The 17,582-nt window shown below is 71.2% G+C and carries 14 protein-coding genes; all 14 read right to left on the reverse strand.

Going from position 1 to position 17,582, the window contains the following annotated elements; translation table 11 throughout:
- Positions 1-1,113: 1,113 nt before the first annotated feature.
- The gene (locus tag IPL61_01795; protein ID MBK9030066.1) at positions 1,114-2,352 is read right to left on the reverse strand and encodes a hypothetical protein; all 1,239 of its coding nucleotides are present in this window, start codon (positions 2,350-2,352) and stop codon (positions 1,114-1,116) included.
- Between the two features lie 10 nt (positions 2,353-2,362).
- On the reverse strand, positions 2,363-3,082 hold the full coding sequence (locus IPL61_01800; protein ID MBK9030067.1) for a hypothetical protein: 720 nt from the start codon (positions 3,080-3,082) through the stop codon (positions 2,363-2,365).
- Positions 3,083-3,084: 2 nt separating this feature from the next.
- Positions 3,085-4,194: a phage late control D family protein gene (locus IPL61_01805; GenBank protein ID MBK9030068.1), complete on the reverse strand. Its 1,110-nt coding sequence runs from the start codon at positions 4,192-4,194 to the stop codon at positions 3,085-3,087.
- On the reverse strand, positions 4,191-4,700 hold the full coding sequence (locus IPL61_01810) for a hypothetical protein (protein MBK9030069.1): 510 nt from the start codon (positions 4,698-4,700) through the stop codon (positions 4,191-4,193). Before IPL61_01810 ends, IPL61_01805 begins: the two co-directional genes overlap by 4 nt.
- Entirely contained in the window at positions 4,697-9,457 is a 4,761-nt protein-coding gene (locus IPL61_01815) for a hypothetical protein (protein ID MBK9030070.1), read from the reverse strand. The genes IPL61_01810 and IPL61_01815 overlap by 4 nt, the downstream gene beginning before the upstream one ends.
- Before the next feature lie 27 nt (positions 9,458-9,484).
- Entirely contained in the window at positions 9,485-9,934 is a 450-nt protein-coding gene (locus tag IPL61_01820) for a phage tail protein (protein ID MBK9030071.1), read from the reverse strand.
- Positions 9,935-9,953: 19 nt separating this feature from the next.
- Complete coding sequence (locus IPL61_01825) at positions 9,954-11,738, reverse strand: phage tail sheath family protein (GenBank protein ID MBK9030072.1); 1,785 nt, start codon at positions 11,736-11,738, stop codon at positions 9,954-9,956.
- A 293-nt stretch (positions 11,739-12,031) separates the two neighbouring features.
- Positions 12,032-12,433 (reverse strand): phage tail assembly protein, encoded by a 402-nt coding sequence (locus tag IPL61_01830; GenBank protein ID MBK9030073.1) that lies wholly within the window; start codon positions 12,431-12,433, stop codon positions 12,032-12,034.
- 125 nt (positions 12,434-12,558) lie between these two features.
- Positions 12,559-13,245, reverse strand: a complete 687-nt coding sequence (locus tag IPL61_01835) for a hypothetical protein (GenBank protein MBK9030074.1) — start codon at positions 13,243-13,245, stop codon at positions 12,559-12,561.
- Positions 13,246-13,248: 3 nt separating this feature from the next.
- A complete protein-coding gene (locus tag IPL61_01840) occupies positions 13,249-13,437 on the reverse strand; it encodes a hypothetical protein (protein ID MBK9030075.1) in 189 nt (62 codons plus the stop codon).
- Positions 13,438-13,656: 219 nt separating this feature from the next.
- Positions 13,657-14,868 carry a phage tail sheath family protein gene (locus IPL61_01845; protein ID MBK9030076.1) on the reverse strand — a complete coding sequence of 404 codons (1,212 nt, stop codon included), beginning with the start codon at positions 14,866-14,868 and terminating at the stop codon, positions 13,657-13,659.
- A 130-nt stretch (positions 14,869-14,998) separates the two neighbouring features.
- Complete coding sequence (locus IPL61_01850) at positions 14,999-15,712, reverse strand: DUF4255 domain-containing protein (protein ID MBK9030077.1); 714 nt, start codon at positions 15,710-15,712, stop codon at positions 14,999-15,001.
- 186 nt (positions 15,713-15,898) lie between these two features.
- Positions 15,899-16,114: a zinc ribbon domain-containing protein gene (locus IPL61_01855; protein ID MBK9030078.1), complete on the reverse strand. Its 216-nt coding sequence runs from the start codon at positions 16,112-16,114 to the stop codon at positions 15,899-15,901.
- Between the two features lie 218 nt (positions 16,115-16,332).
- A complete protein-coding gene (locus tag IPL61_01860; protein ID MBK9030079.1) occupies positions 16,333-17,253 on the reverse strand; it encodes a tetratricopeptide repeat protein in 921 nt (306 codons plus the stop codon).
- Between the last annotated feature and the right edge of the window lie 329 nt (positions 17,254-17,582).

Genomic DNA, 17,582 nt, shown 5'->3' on the forward strand with positions numbered 1-17,582 from the left:
GACGCGCTGCCACCGGCCGTCGTCGCCGCGCCGCCGCTGCTCGTCGAGGCGCTCGCGCCACCGGCCGCACCGCCGCTCGCGCCGCCGGCCGCACCGCCGCTCGCGCCACCGGCCGCTCCGCCGCTCGCGCCACCGGCCGCTCCGCCGCTCGCGCCACCGCTCGCGCCGCCGGCCGCTCCGCCAGAAGCGCTACCGCCAGCCGATGCCGAACCGCCGGCACCGCCGCTCGCGCCACCGGCTGCGCTACCGCCGGCACCGCCGCTCGCGCCACCTGCTGCGCTACCGCCAGCCGATGCCGAACCGCCGGCACCACCGCTCGCGCTACCGCCAGCCGAACCGCCGGCACCGCCGCTCGCGCTACCGCCAGCCGAACCGCCGGCACCGCCGCTCGCGCCACCGGCTGCGCTACCGCCGGCACCGCCGCTCGCGCCACCCGCTGCGCTCCCGCCAGCAGATGCCGAACCGCCGGCACCACCGCTCGCGCTACCGCCAGCCGAACCGCCGGCACCGCCGCTCGCGCCGCCGGCTGCGCTACCGCCAGCAGATGCCGAACCGCCGGCACCGCCGCTCGCGCCACCCGCTGCGCTACCGCCAGCAGAACCGCCGGCACCGCCGCTCGCGCCACCCGCTGCGCTACCGCCAGCGGATGCCGAACCGCCGGCACCGCCGCTCGCGCTACCACCAGCAGATGCCGAACCGCCGGCACCGCCGCTCGCGCCGCCGGCTGCGCTACCGCCAGCCGATGCCGAACCGCCGGCACCGCCGCTCGCGCCACCCGCGGCGCTACCGCCAGCAGATGCCGAACCGCCGGCACCGCCGCTCGCGCCACCCGCGGCGCTACCGCCAGCAGATGCCGAACCGCCGGCACCGCCGCTCGCGCCACCCGCGGCGCTACCACCAGCAGATGCCGAACCGCCGGCACCGCCGCTCGCGCCACCCGCGGCGCTACCGCCAGCAGATGCCGAACCGCCGGCACCGCCGCTCGCGCCACCCGCGGCGCTACCGCCAGCAGATGCCGAACCGCCGGCACCGCCGCTCGCGCCGCCAGCGGCGCTACCGCCAGCCGATGCCGAACCGCCAGCGCTACCGCCTGCCGATGCCGAACCGCCAGCGCTACCGCCAGCCGATGCCGAACCGCCAGCGCCAGCCGATGCCGAACCGCCAGCCGCCAGCCGATGCCGAACCGCCAGCGCTGCCGCCAGCCGATGCCGAACCGCTACCCGATGCGCCCATCGGCTGCGACGGATCTGCGGCCTGGCTCGACGGGGTCGAGCCAGGGCCCGAGGGATTCTGCGCGGCCTGATCGCGGCCAGCCGGAGAGCCAGCCGACGCCGGCTGCGCCGTGCTGGCGTCCGTCGGTCCCGCGGTGCCAGCCGAGGGCGCCCCAGCGCTCTCGCTCGCGTCGCTGCGCTGACCAGGCGTGCCTGACGTGGCAGCGCCCGAGCCGCTGCTAGCCCCGCCGCTCTCGGGGCTGCCGCCCGCGCCGCCGCTGCCCGCGCCGCCGCTGCCGCCGGCGCCGCCCGAACCGCCGCTGCCGCCGGCGCCGCCCGAACCGCCGCTGCCGCCGGCGCCGCCCGAACCGCCGCCGCCACCGCCACCGCCCTGGCTCTTGACCTGATCCTTGGCCTGGTTGCCGCTCTGACCCGACCCCGCCGAGCCGCCGAGGCCGCCCTTCGCCGAGGCGCCGGCCATCTGCATCGTGACCTTCGAGCCGATCGTCATCGTCGCGTCGGCCTTCATGTTGATCGCGCCGCTGGTCGCGACCGTCATCACGCCCGTGGCCTCGGCTTTGATCCCGCCGGTCTTGGACGTCATCTTGACGTTCTTGCCGTGGATGACGATGTTCCCCGACGAGGACTTGATCGTGATGTCCTTGGACGACTCGATCGAGACCGTCTTCTCCTTGGTGTCGAGGACGACCTTGTTCTTCTTGGTCGAGTCGACCACCGTGACCTTCTCGGCACCCTCGGTGTCGTCGAAGATGATCCGGTGCCCCGACTTCGACTTGATGACCTTGACCTCGTTCTTGCCGTTGGCGTTGGTCTCGGGCGGGGGCTCGTTCTTGTTCCACAGCGAGCCGATCACGATCGGCCGCTCGACGTCGCCGTGCTCGAACACGATCAGGACCTGGTCGTCCTTCTCGGGCAGGAAGTACGTGCCCCGATCGGGGCCCGCCATCGGCACCGCGATCCGCGCCCAGTAGGTCTTCTCGTCGCCGGGCAGCCACGGGTACTTGACCTTGACCCGGAACGGCTGGCCGTCGTCCTTGTTGTCGACGACGACGGCGAGGTAGACGCCCCGAAGCTTGTCGGCGCGCTCGGCAGCGTTGGAGGGTCGGTCGGGCTTGATCACGGTCGCACGCTCATCCGATGTTGACGGTCGCGCCTTCGTACTTGCTGGCGCCCGACGAGGCAGACGTGACGGACGCGCCCTTCAGATCCAGGGTCGTGGCCGAGTTGATGTCGAGCTTGTCGTCGGCCGAGATCTCGACGTTGATCCCCTCGATGGTCAGCTTGCCCGAGGGACACAAGATCTTCAGGTTGCCGGTCATCGAGCCGGCCGCGACGCCCTTGTCGCCCGCCCCCTGAGGCTTGGGCATGTCGTGGCCGTTGGGGCCGCCGCCGCCCTTGGCGAAGTTGCCGACCGACAGCTGCAGCGCGTCGGTCTTGTCGCGGAACGTGACCTTGGGCTTGTCGCTGTCGTCGAGCAGCATCCGGTGGCCGCACCGGCTCTTGTAGCCGCGGAACTCGTTCTTGCCGTCGGTGACCGGCTCGGGCGGCGTGTCGGTCTTGCTCCAGATGCCGCCGAGCACGACCGGCTGGCGGACGTCGCCGGCGACGAACATCACCGCGACGACGTCGTCGACGTCGGGGATCATCCACCAGCCGAACTTGTTGCCGCACATCGGCGTCGCGATCTGGGCCCAGTGGGCCTGATCTTGATCGCCGTGATCGAGCCAGGGGAAGCGGACCTTGATGCGCCCGAGCTTGAGCTCGTCGTCCTTGTTCTGACAGACGATGCCGAAGTAGACCCCGGTCAGGGTCATGTCGCTCGCCCAGGCGCGATCGAGGCCGGCGCGCATGGCTAGCTGCCCTTCTCCGCGTCGCGCGCCAGCCGCATGATGCTCTCGTAGCCGCCCTCGCTGCCCTTGTTGTCGGCGCTGTAGCGATGGGTGACGCCGTTGACCAGGTACTTGCCGTTGAACCGATCGTCGGCCTTGTCCGCGTTGACCTTGATCTTGACGACGATGCCGGCCTTGACCTTGTTGTTGCCCATGCACACCGCCTCGGCCGTCAGGTAACTCAGCGACGCCTCCTTGAGCTTGGCCTTGGCGATGGCCTTGGCCTCCTCGACCGACGCGATCGGGTAGTCGACGCAGAAGGTGACCACCTCGCCGAAGTCGCTCAGCGACGACGCCGCGTTCTTGCTCCCGAGCGGCGAGCTGGCGGCGCTCTCCTCGCCGACGATCTCCTCCTTCTTCTCCGGGTCCCAGCCGCGCACGGTGACCTTCTTGACCACCTGGGCGTTCGACAGCCGGCCGTGGAACGACTTGAGCTTGTCGCCCTCGCCCGACTTGGGCTGTTGCTCGTGGGCGAACTCGAGCCCCGAGTCGGCGTCGAGCTTGGGCGCGTCGAAGAACATCTTCGTGTCTTCGACCCAGATCGCGAAGCCCAGGCGCGCCGCGCGCACCCGCAGGAACTCGAGGTCGGTCTGGTTGTGCTGGTAGACGTGCTTGTGCGTGATCTTCGGCGTCGAGCCGCACTGGGCCGACAGTCCGTGCTGGCCGGCGATCGCGCTGGCGATGTCCTGATCGGACTGGTCCTGGTACGTCTTGGACTTGCGGCCGCGCAGCAGCCGGTGGAGCTTGTTGAAGCCGCGGACCGAGAGCTTGGGCTCGCCGCCCTGCTTGTAGCTGGCCTCGACGCCGACGACCTCGCCCTTGAAGATCGTCGCCGGCCCGCCGTCGCCTGACCCGTCGTCGCTCCGGCGCGTGCCGCCGCCGATCTTCACCTCGATCGTGTCGCCCGGCTTGAACTTCTCGTTGAACTTGTTGGTCGGGTTCTTCAGCGTCACCAGGCACATGCTGGGCTGCCAGAGGTCGTCGTCGACGGTGATGGTCATCACGTCGGTCGCCTCGAGCTTGGTGCCGCTGATCGAGACCTCGAAGTTGACGGCGTTCGACGTGTTGGTCACGTCGCGCCCCCGGTACCACCCGCGCTCGTGCCGCCGGCGGCCTTCTTCTTGGGTGCGGTCGCGCGCGACGCCTCCTTGAACTTGACCGAGCAGGTGCACCGGCACGGCACCCCGTTGGGGAGGAACATCGTGTACTTGGTCGACACCGACTCGATCACGCCCTCGAACGCCGGCAGGCCCGCGCCCCAGATGACCTTGACCCGGGTCGGGCGGCGCCGGTCCTCAGCGCCCGTGGGCTCCATGACCTTGGCGAAGTCGAGGAGCTGCTCGACGTACTTGGTGTGGACGTTGCCGCCGGTCTCGAACTCGTCGAAGAACAGCTCGAAGGACATCGAGCGGCCCTCGGCCGAGGTGAACTGCAGCTCCGGCTGATCACCCGACGAGGTCGGCGACTTCTGCCAGGGCACCGACTTGTCGATCCCAAGTTCCTTGGGGTTGTACTGGGCCTTGACCACGCCCCCGAGGTCGAGACCGATGATCGAGAGCTTCTGGAGTGTTTGGCTCATTGGGAATCTCCGCTGCGCTGGCGAGCGATGTCGAGGAGGTGCATCACTTCGTGGAAGACCTCGAGGGCGAGCTTGTCGACGTCGGGCTTGTCGACCGCACCTTGCTTGCCGCCGGCCCCGCCGGGCGCGGCGCTGCCGCCGCTCGACGAAGCACCCCGGGTGGCGGCCGCGACCTGCTGCTGCGGCATCGCCGTGACGAGCACCATCTGCGCGAGGCTCATGCCCCCGCGATCGTCCCCGCCGCTGCTGAACATCTTCTGGGCGGCCGACTCGAACCACCCCGGGATCTCGGGCTCACCGCCGCCGTACTGGGTGAACGTGCGACCGGGACGAACGCCGGCGAAGCCAGGGGCCGGCCGCGCCGCTGGGGCCGCGGCGGTGTCGACGTAGACCGGCGCGGCCGCGGCGCCGCGGGCCGCCGCGGCGGACTCGGGCGCGGCCGGCGCGTCGCCGTGGCGCCCCACCGCCCGGACCTCGGCCATCGACGGGGACACGAACGAGCCGAGCGCCTCCCCGGCGCGCGCCGCCAGGCCGGCCAGCCCGGGCCGCGCGTCGGCGGCGAAGACGTCGCTCCCGGCGTCGCGCCCGGCGACCGGCGAGACCAGGTCGAGGTCACCGCGATAGACGTCGGGCAGCATCGACCACGTGGCCGCGGCGGCCTCGCGCGTCGACAGCCCCGCGCTCGAGCCTGCGAACAGCGACATCGCGCGCGCGGCGCGCGCGGCCGGCGACAGCGACTGCCCCTCGGCCGACCGCGCCAGCGCGATGTAGACCGACTCGAAGCGCTGACGGATCGAGGCGGGCACGGCCATGGCGGCCGACGCCTCGACGGCGTCATCAGCGACCCGCGCGGGGTCGACGCGCCCGGCGTCCCCGGTCGGAACGCCGACCGGGCTGCCGGCCTGGGTGACGAAGCTCGCGGCGCCGAGCGGCCCCTGGAGGACGTTGGTCATCGCGCCGGCGCGACCGCCCGCCATCGGCAGGGCCGCGTCGTCGTCGCGATCCGCGCCCCGCGCGGCGCCGGGGAACGCGGTGACCCAGGTGCCGAGCTCGGCCACGGCCTGCGCGGCCAGCAGCTCGAGCGCGACGACGGGGAGGCCAGCGGCGCCGTCGGGCGACAACGCCCGCAGCCCGAGGGCGGCGATCGCGCCGGGCGGCCACAGGAACGCGCCACGCGGGAGGCGCGAGGGCCCCGCAGGCATCGCCGCACCGAACGGCGCCATGGCGGCGGTCCAGGGATCGAGCGCGGCGGCGCGATCCGCCGCGGCGCGTTCCGCGGCCGTGCCCTGAGCGACGGCCGTCGGCGACGCGACGGCGGCGACATCGGGCGTCATCGCAGCCGCCGACTGGAGTTCGGGGCTGGTAGCCGGCGACGGCGCCGCGCCGGTGACGAAGGGCCCGGGCGTCCCGGGAGCCGGCGCACCCGGTTCCTGACCGACGGAGCGCTGGGCGCGCGCGGTGCCAGCGGCGCCCGCGCGCGTGGCCGCGGGGGCGGCCTGGAACGCGCGCAGGAGCGTGAGATCGAGGTGCGTCGCCATCGCCGCCATCGACGTCGGCCCCGCGGAGGCGAGGCGCATGGCCTCGGCCGCGGCGCCGGCCGACAGGCCGTAGACCTTCGCGGCCAGGATCAGCTCGGGCGTGACGAAGTCGAACGCCAGGTTGGCGGCGGTGCGCTCTTCGTTGACCGACCACGCGAGGGCGGCCTCGGCCAGGCTGCCCGGCCGACCACCCGCCGACGCGATCGACGCGCCGTGCGGCGCAGCGCCGGCAGCGGCGCCGGCCGCGTAGGTGTACGGCGCGCCGTCGGCGAAGGTCGCCGCCGAGCTGCGCGCCTGGGCGGTCGCGAACGGCGCCGGGATGCCGGTGGCCACGCCGCCGAGGGTCGCGAGCTGGCTGGGCCCGTGGGCCGGGACCGCGACGCTGCCCGAGATGAGCGGCGCGTGCGCCGCGCTGGCGAGCGGCACCGACGACGACGTCGGGGCGGCCAGCATCGCCGAGCGCAGCGCGACCAGCTCGGCCTCGAGCACGCGCGGGGACGACGCCGAACCGGCCGAGGCAGCGACCTCCGCCGACGACGTGCCAGGGGCCGACGCCGCCGTGAACGCAGCCAGCGCGGCCGCGGGGCTCGCGCCGGCGGCGATCGCCGCGACCACGTCCGCAGGCAGCGCCGCGAGCGTCGCCGGGTCGAGGGTCGCCGAGCCGAGCGGCGCTGGGGAGAGCGGCGGGTCGAGCGGCGCAGCGGCGCGGGCCGGCGAACCAGCGATCGCAGCCTGAGCCGCGACCTCGTGCCGGGCGCGACCGCGGGGCTCGAGGGAGGTGACGAACGGGGTCGACGGCGCAGCGCCAGCGAGCCGGAGCGCCTGGGGCGCGAGCGCGAGATCGCGCAGGGTCCACGACGACATGGCGGCGGAGGTCGGCGCCTCGGCGCCGGCTCGCGACAGCGCCGCGAGGCTGGGCGCCGTCGCGAGGACGCCGACGGGCGCGGCCGACCGGGCCACCAGGCCGCCGAGGTAGGCCCCCGCGAGCCCGCCGCCCTGGAGCGCGCGCGGATCGAAGATGGGGGCGGACGGCAGCGGCAGCACCGCGGCCAGCGCGGGCGCCATCGGCGACGAGGCGAGCCCCGGCGCCAGGCCGGCGTCGGGCGCGCTCGGCGCCGACACGGCGACCAGATCGGCCACCGACGCACGCCGCCCAGCGGACAGCAGCATGTCGACCGGCGCGGACACCGACGGCGACGCGAAGCTCGCCGCCGCCTGCGCGGCCGCGGCGGTCGTGCCCAGCTCGGCGGCGCGCGCCTCGGCGGCGCGGACCTCGGCGGCGCGGACCTCGGCGGCGCGAGCGCCAGCGGGCGTCGCGACATCGCGGCGCGTGGGCGTCGCGCCCGCCGCGGCGATCGCGGCGAAGATCGCGTCGGGCACGGCCTCGCCGTCGTCGATGCGCAGCGGCGCGGGGCGACCGTCAGGCCGCGTCGACGGCGCCACCGGCGCCATGGACGGCGCACGATCGGCGAGCGGCGCGAACTGCGTGGCGTGCGCGACCTGAGCGCGCTGGACCGTCGCCGCGATCGACGACGACGCGAGCTGCGGGTGGACGTAGACCACCTCGGGCGAGCCGACGGCGAGCTGCCGCAGCGTCGGGGCGCCGAACTCGGTGGCGCTCTCGAACGCCGACATCGCCAGCGGCGAGGCGCCGGAGAACCGCGCGAGCCAGCGATCGCTCCACGACAGGTGGTCGATGGCGCGCGCGGGCGAGGCCGCCACCGACGCGAGCGCGCCGACCGACGGCGACGCCCACACCGGCGTGAACGAAGGCGGCGTCATCGCGGTGGCGCCCGTGGCGCCAGGCGACGAAGCGCCCGGGACGAAGCCATGGGCCGGGTCGCGCGGCGACGCCAGCGCCGCGTCGGCGCCGCCGTCTCGAACCTGCGCCATCGGCCGCGCCACCGACTGGACGGCGGCGAGCGACTGCACCAGGCCGCCGAGGCCAGCCGGCATCGCCACCCGGGGACCAGCGATCGGCGCGAAGTTCGCGCTCGACGCGAAGGTCGCCGCGGCGGCGCCCGGCGAGGCCGAGGACTCGGTCGAGGAGCTCACGCCATCGGCGCTGGCGACCGACGGCGCGCCCACCGAGGGAGCCGTGGTGGCAGCGGCGGCCGACGACGTCGCGCGCTGGTCCTGTCGGGCCGCGAGGGCGCCGAGGAGCAGCTCGACGGTGCGCAGCGCGCTCGACGCGGCCGGCGACGAATGCGCCGCGCCCGCGAGGCGCTCCTCGCTCGTGGACAGCGACGACGCGCTCGTGGACAGCGACGACGCGCCCGTGGACTGCGACGACGCGTCGGTCGAGGCGAACGACTCCGACGAGGAGCTCGCCGGGGAGCTCGCGTCCGCGCGAGGCGCGTCCGCGCTGGCCGCGGTCGCGGTGAACGTGGCCGGGGCCCCGGCGGGGGACCCATCCGCGACCGGCGCGCGCAGATCATCGACGCGCGACTCGATGCGCGCGATCGACTGGCGCGCGGCCTCGACGGCGGTCGGGGCGACGCCCATCGCCGGCGCCATGAAGCTCGAGCGCGCGGCCGCGGCGGCGGACGGCGAGAACGCCTCGCCCGACGCCAGCCCGCGCGGCGTCACCATCGACAGCCCCGACCAGATCGGCGAGCGCTCGGCGATCCCCGGCAGCCCGGCGCTGGTGACCGACTGCATCGCGCCGGCCATGACCTCGGCGGCGGACGCCGTCGCGAAGTCCACCATCGGCGACCACGCCCGGAGGCCCACCGCAGGATCCCCGCCGCTCATCGACGGCGCGACCGCCGCCATGGCGTCGGCCGACAGGACCGGCATCGCGATCCCGGCCCAGCCGGACTCACCGGTCGGGGTGACGAACGTCCCGCGCGTGGTCATCGCGCCGCGCCGCGGCGTGGCCTCGAGCCCCTGCCGCGCGGCCGCCATCCAGTCGAGCTCGTCCTGGAACCACGGCCGCGGGAACAGCCACGATACGTGCGGGGCCGAGCGCTCGCTGGCCGTGCCTGCGTACGCCCCGAACAGGTGCGACATGCGCGGCCCGCTCGACGCCTGCATCCACGGCGAGGCGACGCGGTCGGCGAACGCCAACGACCGCATGCCGCTGGCCCGCCGGGCGCTGTCGCCCTCGGGCGCCCAGCGCTCCGCGTGCCGCTCGCTCGTGTGCAGCGCCGAGCGCGACGCGGCCCCGTCGAAGACGGGGCCCGACAGGGCGGCGGTGAGAGCGCGGGTCTCGGTCATGCGGATTCTCCGTGTACAGGCTGCGGATCAGGAAACGCGCGTGATGCCCTGGTGGGCGATCTCGATCGTCTCGATCGAGACCTCGCTCTTCGAGGCGTCGAACTCGGACATGCTCCACTTGCACGGCCAGCCGCCCGTGAACTGCCACTTGGCCATCGTCCCGCCCTTGGTGTCGAGCTGCTCGATGGTGCCGGAGACGCGCTGCTTGCTCTTCTCCCAGTTCTTGCGCCAGTCGGTGAACTCCTTGCCCGAGAACCCGCGCTTGAGCACGATGTTCTTGAACTTCGTGCCGCCGACCAGCTTGTGGGTGCGCTCGTTCTCGCCGCCCTCCTTGAAGTCGACCACCTCGGACTCGATCTCGAGGCCGCTGACGCTCTTGAACAGACCCGTCGCGGCGTCGAGGTTGGCTTCGGTGATCGTCACCTTGAAGCAGAACGCGAGCCAGGGGTCACGGCGGGGGGGGCTGTTGGTGGTCATCTGTGTCTCCTTCGCGCGCTCAGCCGCCTGCGGGGCTGTTCATGTCCTGGACGAGCGAAACCATGATGAACTCGGTCGGCGAGATGGGCGCGACGCCGATGTCGCAGATCAACCGGCCGGCGTCGATGTGGTCCTGGGAGTTCGTCTCTCCATCGCATTTTACGAAGAAGGCCTCGTCCTCCTTCCCTCCTGCGAACATCCCACGCTTGAACAGATCCCCGAGGAACAGCCGGACGGTGCGCTCGATGAACTCCCAGGTCTTGTGGTCGTTCGGCTCGAACGTAATCCAAGCAAATCCGGACTCTAGGCTGCGTCGGAGCATGATGAACAGGCGTCGGACGGTCACGTAGCGCCAGTCCGGGTCCGATGACGCAGTGCGTGCACCCCAGGGTCGCACCCCGCGCTGGATCCTGAACGTATTGACAGCATCGTGGTTGAGCAGGCCGACGTCATCCTCGGACACCCGGATCGACAGGTCCTCCGCGCCCGCCAGCTCCACGTTGGCCGCGGCCACGTGGACGCCCTGGGACGAGTCGCGCTGGCCGAGCACGCCGGTCAGGTAGCCCGACGGCGGCAGCGCCCGCGAGGTGCCGGCGTGGTTGACCCCCTTGACCCAGGGCCAGTAGTACGCGCAGTACGACGAGTCGGTGCGCCGGCGCCAGGTCCGCGCCCACTCGACGATCTGCGACGGGGGCACCTGCTTGGGTAGCGGGTGCGGGATGTCGAGCACCGCGAACCGGTCCTTCAGGTTCTCGCACAGGATCACCATCTGATCCTGGATGCGCTGGGCCTTGAGCTCGCCGGCGGGCCCGGGCTCGCGCTGGTAGAACACCATCGCGTCGGGGCACGCCATGATCGCGACCTCGTCGAGGGCGGCCAGCGCCAGCATGCCGCGGCGCTCCTCGGGGCCCATGTCGATCCCGACCATGTCCTCGGGCGTGAGCGCCTCGGTGCCGTCGTTGCCGCCGCCCAGGCGGGTCAGCGGCAGCGGCTCGGGCAGGTTGTGAGGCACCGGCGACCGCGTGAACAGATCCTCGAGCCGCACGATGCGCGAGCTCTGCTCGACCGCGCGCGGCGCGTAGTGCCGCGACAGCGGCGACATCTGCAGGTGCCGGAAGACCTCCTTGCGGTCCTTGAGCGTGACGTGCAGGTCGAACTCGAGCACCTCGAGGTGGGTCGGCGCGGCGGCGCGGTGGCGCCGGTTGACCGGCGTCTCGTTGCCCCAGCGGATGAGGCGGTCGCCGATCTCGGTGAGCACGACGTAGTCGGAGTTCTCGCGGTCGAAGAGCCGGACCAGGGCCCCGACCTCGAAGCCGCGGGTCGACTTGACGTGGGCCTCGCCGGCGCCGACGTCGAGGTCACGCGTGAGCAGCGTCGAGGCCCCGACGGTGTGCTCGCACTTGACCCAGATGTTGTTGCCCCACACGCCCTCGTTGAGCGCGCGGATCTTGAGCGACGGCTTGTTCCAGTCGTCGATCTGGATGTGGGCCGCGCAGTCGGCGTGGGTGGCGTCGCGGGTGCCATCGCGGGGCACCGCGTGGGCGGCGCGGACGATCCAGCACGGCCCGCCGCCGTTCCGGAAGTGGGCGAACACCGAGTCCGACAGGTAGAACTGCTCGGTGTAGCCGTAGACCTCCAGGAACTCGTCCCAGTTGGCGACGCGGACCGGCTCGTTGAGCGGGCCCTTCTGCGTCAGGCCGGTGAACCCGGTGACGCGCGTGTCGGCGATCGCCAGGTCGGGCCGAACCGGCTCGGCGAACGTGGCGTAGACCCCTGGGGCACGAAAGTCGGCGGCAGAACGCATGGGCTCCTCGATGCGGGTGCGGTCCCGAGGGCGACCGGGCGACCGCGGTGGCGCTACGAGCTAGAGACGACTGACGAGCGGAACGTGACGTGGGCGACGGTCTGGGAGGGCTCGCTACTGGTGCCTGGCTTCGTTGATCTCGCGGTTGATCCGCGCGATCTCCTTGAGCCAGGTGTGGCGCTCCTCGTGTTCCATGTCGAGGATGGCGTCCATGGACCAGTGGAAATGGTACGCGATGTACGCGATCTCCTGGTAGAGCTGCTCCCGGGGATAGGTGGCGACCGCCGCCCAGACTACCCCGGGGGCCGGCCCTCGCTTCCCTCGGTGATCAGCGCGCCGGTCGCCATGTCGATGTCGAACTCGTGGGCGCACTTCGCGCAGGTCACGTGGTGCTTCGGCGTCCCCTGCTCCTCGTTGATCTTGCGGTAGAACTCCTGCAGGTACGCGAGGTCCGTCGAGAACAGGTTCTCGATCGTGTCGACGTTGATGCGATCGAGGGAGCCCAGCTTGGTGACGACGCGCGACAGCAGCACGATCACCAGGTAGGCGCGGTTGGACTGGACGCGGTAGTCCTGCAGCGGGACGATCTCGTCGCGCGCGGTCGCGAGGCGCATGACGCCGTCGCGCTGCACGTTGCCGTCCTCGTCGACGAAGCCGCGCGGCAGGCGGAACTTGAACTCGGTCTGCATGGCCATGGGAAAAACCACAGGGATGAGGGACTGGGGGCATGCGCTCGCGGCCGTGTCTCGCCCCCGAAACGAACACGGCCCACCCGCGGAGGGATGGGCCGAAAGTATCACAGTCGCTCCGAGATCAGTGACTACATGGCCTTCTCAGCGATCTTCCAGAAGGACTGCTCGCAGAACATCTCCATCTCCCACTGCAGCGGCGCGTCGCCGACCTTGGCCTCGGCGCCGGTCGTGAACTTGAACGGAGCCGACTGGATGAACAGGATCTCGCCCAGGACCTTCTTGTGGCTCGGATCCTTGACGTTGACCGACCAGTCCTGGAACTCGTTCTCGGTCAGCACGCCGTCGTACATCAGCTTGATGCACAGGTCGCGCGCGGCCTCGTAGCCGTTGTGGGCGGCGCTGCCCGAGACCTTCAGGCCCTCACAGGTGTAGGCGCCCGAGGTCTTGGTCGGGAGGCGGCGCATGCTAGTGTGCTCCTCGACCATCTTCACCGTGTGCTTGGGCAGATCGATCTTGGTGATCGACTCCGCGGGGATGTTGTAGAGCCCCAGGACATCCCAGTACGAGGTCTGCCAGCTCTTGGCCTTGTTGGACAGGTTGCCCTTGATGACCGAGCCGCTGCCGTTGACGTACTTGACGTCCCCGACCGCGAACTCGCAGGTGATCTGCTGCATCGACTTGCCGTCCTTGGCGTCGAGCGACTTCGCCGAGACGGATTCCATCAAGCACTCGGTCATCTCGATCTCACGGATCGACTTGTAGTTCTGGTCGGCGATGCCGAAGACGCACTCGAACTCCTGGCAGTTCTTCTTCATGACCTACTCGATCAACTCCCAGAGCGCGTTGGCCTCGGAGATGTTGGTCACGAGCTTGCACTTGCCGAACTTCACCCGGCCGCCGGCGAACTTCTGGACGAGGTCCGGACCGAGCGAAGCCGAGATCTTCTCGACCTCGAGGCTGGGCGGGGTGAAGGACTCGAGGTAGCCACCAGCCTGGCCGTTGACCATGCAGTAGAAATTGCCGGGGGAAACGTTTTGTTGAGCGCCATGAGATCCTCGTGAGTTGGTTGGGCTCTACCTCACGGAAACTGCCGAGAGGCCTCGCGCCGAGCATTCGGCCCGAGAACTCCCGGCACCCCCCCTGTGTTCAGAGCGGTGATGCCTGGAATCGCGAACTAGTACGGAGAAGGAGGAAGAAATCTTCCCCGCTCCCCCGTGGGGATCAGATCACTCCTCGACGCCGCCGCCCGCGGCCATCTGGCCGATGCGGAAGATGACGAATTCCGCGGGCTTGACCGGGGCGAGGCCGATCTCGCAGACCAGCTGGCCGGCGTCGATGACCTCGGGCGGGTTGGTCTCGGCGTCGCACTTGACGTAGAACGCCTGCTCCGGGGCCGTGCCCATGAGCGCGCCGGTGCGCCACATCAGGGTCAGGAACGACGAGATGGTCCGCTGGACCCGCTTCCACAGGCGGTGGTCGTTGGGCTCGAACACCACCCACTGGGTGGCGCGCTCGATCGACGACTCGACCATGATGAACAGGCGGCGGACGTTGATGTAGCGCCAGCTCGGGTCGGTCGACAGCGTGCGGGCGCCCCAGATGCGGATCGCGCCGTTCATGAAGCGGATCGCGTTGATGCCCTTGGGGTTGAGCAGGTCCTGCTCGCCCTTGGACACGTTGTACTTCAGGCCGAGGGCGCCGCGGACGATCTCGTTGGCCGGGGCCTTGTGGACGCCGCGCTCCGAGTCGACGCGCGAGTAGACGCCGGCGATGTGGCCCGACGGGGGCACGAACACGTTGCCCTGCTCCGGGTCGTAGACCTGGATCCAGGGGAAGTAGTAGGCGCCGTACTTCGAGTCGCGGGGCTTGGGCAGCTTGTCGACGCCGCCCGAGATGGTCTCGGGCGAGTCGAGGATCGCGAAGCGATCCTTGCGGGTCTCGCAGTGCGACAGGACCGCGTCCTGGATCGCCGGCGAGGTCTGGCCGGGCACCGCGACGATGGCGATCTCGTCGATCTCCTCGAAGCACTTCAGGCCGGTGCGGGCGCCGGGGCCGCCGTCCTTGCCGATGAACAGGCCGTCACGGCCCCCGCCGCCGGTCGCCGCGGGCGCCGCGGTCTTGGCGTCCTTGTCGTCCTTGGCCGCCGTCTTGGACGGGGCGGCGTCGGCGGGCGCGCCGACGTTCACCACGAAGCAGCGCGAGCCGCCGTTGTTGAAGAAGCCGTAGACGCCGTGGACGAACGACTGCGAGCACTCCTTGAAGTCACCGAAGGTCTTCACGAACTGCGACCAGTTGGTGATGAGCACGGCCTCGTTGACCGGGCCCTTGGACGACTCGCCGAGGAAGCCGACGGTGTTGGTGCCCACGGCCTCGATCGGCTTGGAGCCGCGATCGACTTCTTCGACGTACACGCCTGGAGAGAGATAGCTGGTCGCCATGTTCGAAAGTCCTCCTGCTGTTTTTCTTCCGATGGCGGTCTGCCGTTAGCCCGTCCGGCAATAAGTCGAGACCCTCTCGACGCGCCTGGGGCCCTTGGACCGCTCGGTTGAACCGTTGGGATGTGCGGGGCTAGGAGCCTCCACCCTTGCGGCCACCCAGATCGAGGCGGCGCGCGAACGGGTTGGGGCTGGGCCCCTGCTCCTTGACCTGCGGGTCGTGGACGTTGCGGTACTCCAGCGAGCGCGAGCGCACCCGTTGGAACTCTTCCATCTTCTCGGGGATGATCGGGACCGCGGTCCAGAACTGGATCGCGGGGCGGATCGGCTGGTTGAGGCTGCCCCAGAACCGGGCCAGGGTGCCCTCGTCGAGGCGCGTGTTCAGGATCAGCGGCAGCCCCGTGAACTCGTAGCCGGCCATGCTCTCCTCGAAGGTCGTACCCTTGAGGCGGTCCTTCGAGATCTCGGCGTTGTCGATGATCGTGCGGAGCAAGAGCCCGCACAGGAGCTGCTCGTCCTCGGGGGTCTGGGCCCAGGCCGAGGCCAGGTAGTCGAGGCGGACCCAGGTCCGGCGCCGGCGCGAGAACTCCTTCACGGTACCGTCGGGCTGCTGGATCTCGACGATCTCGTGGACCCCTGTGTTCTCGGCGCCCTGGGGATCGAGGGCGATCTGGTACAGGTACACCGAGACCGCGGGCAGCTTGCCCTCGATGGCGTCGGGCTTGGGCGCGCCGTCGACGATGTGGACGCGCTTGTAGCCGTTGCGCTTGAACTCGTCCTGGAACAGCCGGGTCAGGGTGTCCGAGGTTTCCTTGATGACGTGGTGCTGCGGGGTGGTGTTCGACATCGGACTTGGGTCGCGAAGCGGAGCTCAGCCACGGCTCCGGAGTCGCGCTCCCTCGAGCGACTCGTCAGCCGAGGCGAATCGTGGCGAAACCCCGCACCGACCACAAGCCCCGCCGGCGTGTTTCGGGTTCGTCGCGCTGGCAAAGTCGCGCACGTCGCTCGACGCGGCGCGCCATGCGGTCGAGACCTAGAAGTTGTAGGTCTTCTTGCGCTCTTTCTTGAAGCGCGGCAGGTCGTAGGTCCCCGGCTTGAGCTGGATCGGGACGTACGCGCTGCCGATGGTCAGGAGCTTCTCGGTCTGGGTCGACCCGCACGACGGACACGCCGGGATCGGCTCGCCCGAGCGGTGCATGTCTTCCCATGCGTGCTTGCAGGTATCGCAGACGAAGTCGAAGAGCGGCATGGCGTCGTGAGAATGTCGCAGTTCGGTCGACGGCGCAACGCCCGTTCGCCAGCGGTCCGTCGCGGCCCTACGTCCATCCGAAGCTCGTGCTGAGACGCGGCTGGCCATCGATGCGGATTCGCCAGCCGCTTGTCCGCCTCGTTGACGGCCGCGTCGCCAGCCTTCGAGCCCGTGAAGGGAGCCTGGACGATGGTCGCTGGGCAGTCGAGGCGACATTATCACTCGGCCTTCGCGTCGGCGGGCTGTCGCTTGGGCGGCGCGACGACCGTCACACCATGTGCGGTCAGCCAGGTGTCGATCTCGGTCAGCACCGCCGGGTCCGTCGATTCGCTGCCGGCGAGCGCCGCTCGGGCGGCGGCCGCTTCGGCCAGACCCGCGGCCTTGTCGCGGCCGAGCTCGGCCAACGCCGCCCCGTGCCAGAAGCGCACTTGTGACAGTGTTCGCTCCGACTCCTCGTCGAATCGAGCGGCCAGCAGCTCGGTGGTGATCGCGAGCGTTCGCGCCCAGTGGCCCTGGCGGGCATGGACGACCGCGGGGCCGAGCCGCGCCATGAGCACGTACGCCGCTTGCTTGCCCACCACCGCTTCGAGCCTCGCCCGAGCGCGGCCGTATGCGTCGATCGCCTCGGGCCACCGCTTCAGGGCGGCCTCCGCGTCGCCGAGCATGAAGAGGGTCACCCCCCAGTTCAAGGTGGGCCGGGCATTCGCTTCGAAAATCGACAGCGCCTCCATGATGCGCGCGCGCCCCTCCTCGCGCCGGCCGAGACCGATCAGGACCGTCCCCGTATCGCCAAGCACCTGCGCGATGAACGGATGGTTGGCGCGAATCGTCGAGCGGGCGATGGCCAGCCCACGCTCGAGGTAGGGCAGCGCTTCTGCGAAGCGCTGGTCTCCCCCGAGCATGTTGCCGAGCCCCGCGAGCACCTGCGCGAGCAACGAAGACTGCGGCGTCCGCGCCTCGGCGATCTCCAGGGCGCGCCGCATCCGATCGATCGCAGCGCCATGATCGCCCGCGTTGTAATACGCCTGAGATGCGTTGCCGTAGTAGGACACCAGGAAGGGGTGCGCCGGCCCGTACTTCCGAACGACGAGCGAAATCGTGTCCTCGAACGCCGGGATCGCATCCGTCGATCGACGCATCTCCGACGGAGGAGTTGCGCCCGAGCGCCGACGGCCATGAACAAGCGATTCCATTCGGCCGCGCCAGGCGTTCGCGCGCCGGAGGTCTCGAGCAGCGCGATCTCCTCCTCGTAGAGCGTCAAGGCCGCGGCCTGGTCCCCTCGAGACGTCGCGATCGCCGCCCTGCTCGAGATCAGGTCGGCCTGGTAGCTGACGGGGCTCCCGGCGCGGGCGACAGCAGCCTCGGCCGCCAGGATCAGTGACTCGGCCTCGTCCGGCCGCGCCAGATCCGTGGCCAAGCCGGCGACGATCTCGGTCCACGCACGGGCCGCGATGCGATCGTCGCGGGC

It is taken from the genome of Myxococcales bacterium, from assembly GCA_016717005.1.
Taxonomy (GTDB): domain Bacteria; phylum Myxococcota_A; class Polyangia; order Haliangiales; family Haliangiaceae; genus UBA2376.

Excerpts from the sequence above, each read along its gene's own strand:
- IPL61_01800 (MBK9030067.1), bottom strand. The coding sequence starts at position 3,082 with ATGCGCGCCGGCCTCGATCGCGCCTGGGCGAGCGACATGACCCTGACC.
- IPL61_01810 (MBK9030069.1), bottom strand. The coding sequence starts at position 4,700 with ATGAGCCAAACACTCCAGAAGCTCTCGATCATCGGTCTCGACCTCGGG.
- IPL61_01815 (MBK9030070.1), bottom strand. The coding sequence starts at position 9,457 with ATGACCGAGACCCGCGCTCTCACCGCCGCCCTGTCGGGCCCCGTCTTC.
- IPL61_01820 (MBK9030071.1), bottom strand. The coding sequence starts at position 9,934 with ATGACCACCAACAGCCCCCCCCGCCGTGACCCCTGGCTCGCGTTCTGC.
- IPL61_01825 (MBK9030072.1), bottom strand. The coding sequence starts at position 11,738 with ATGCGTTCTGCCGCCGACTTTCGTGCCCCAGGGGTCTACGCCACGTTC.
- IPL61_01830 (MBK9030073.1), bottom strand. The coding sequence starts at position 12,433 with ATGGCCATGCAGACCGAGTTCAAGTTCCGCCTGCCGCGCGGCTTCGTC.
- IPL61_01835 (MBK9030074.1), bottom strand. The coding sequence starts at position 13,245 with ATGAAGAAGAACTGCCAGGAGTTCGAGTGCGTCTTCGGCATCGCCGAC.
- IPL61_01840 (MBK9030075.1), bottom strand. The coding sequence starts at position 13,437 with ATGGTCAACGGCCAGGCTGGTGGCTACCTCGAGTCCTTCACCCCGCCC.
- IPL61_01845 (MBK9030076.1), bottom strand. The coding sequence starts at position 14,868 with ATGGCGACCAGCTATCTCTCTCCAGGCGTGTACGTCGAAGAAGTCGAT.
- IPL61_01850 (MBK9030077.1), bottom strand. The coding sequence starts at position 15,712 with ATGTCGAACACCACCCCGCAGCACCACGTCATCAAGGAAACCTCGGAC.
- IPL61_01855 (MBK9030078.1), bottom strand. The coding sequence starts at position 16,114 with ATGCCGCTCTTCGACTTCGTCTGCGATACCTGCAAGCACGCATGGGAA.
- IPL61_01860 (MBK9030079.1), bottom strand. The coding sequence starts at position 17,253 with ATGCGTCGATCGACGGATGCGATCCCGGCGTTCGAGGACACGATTTCG.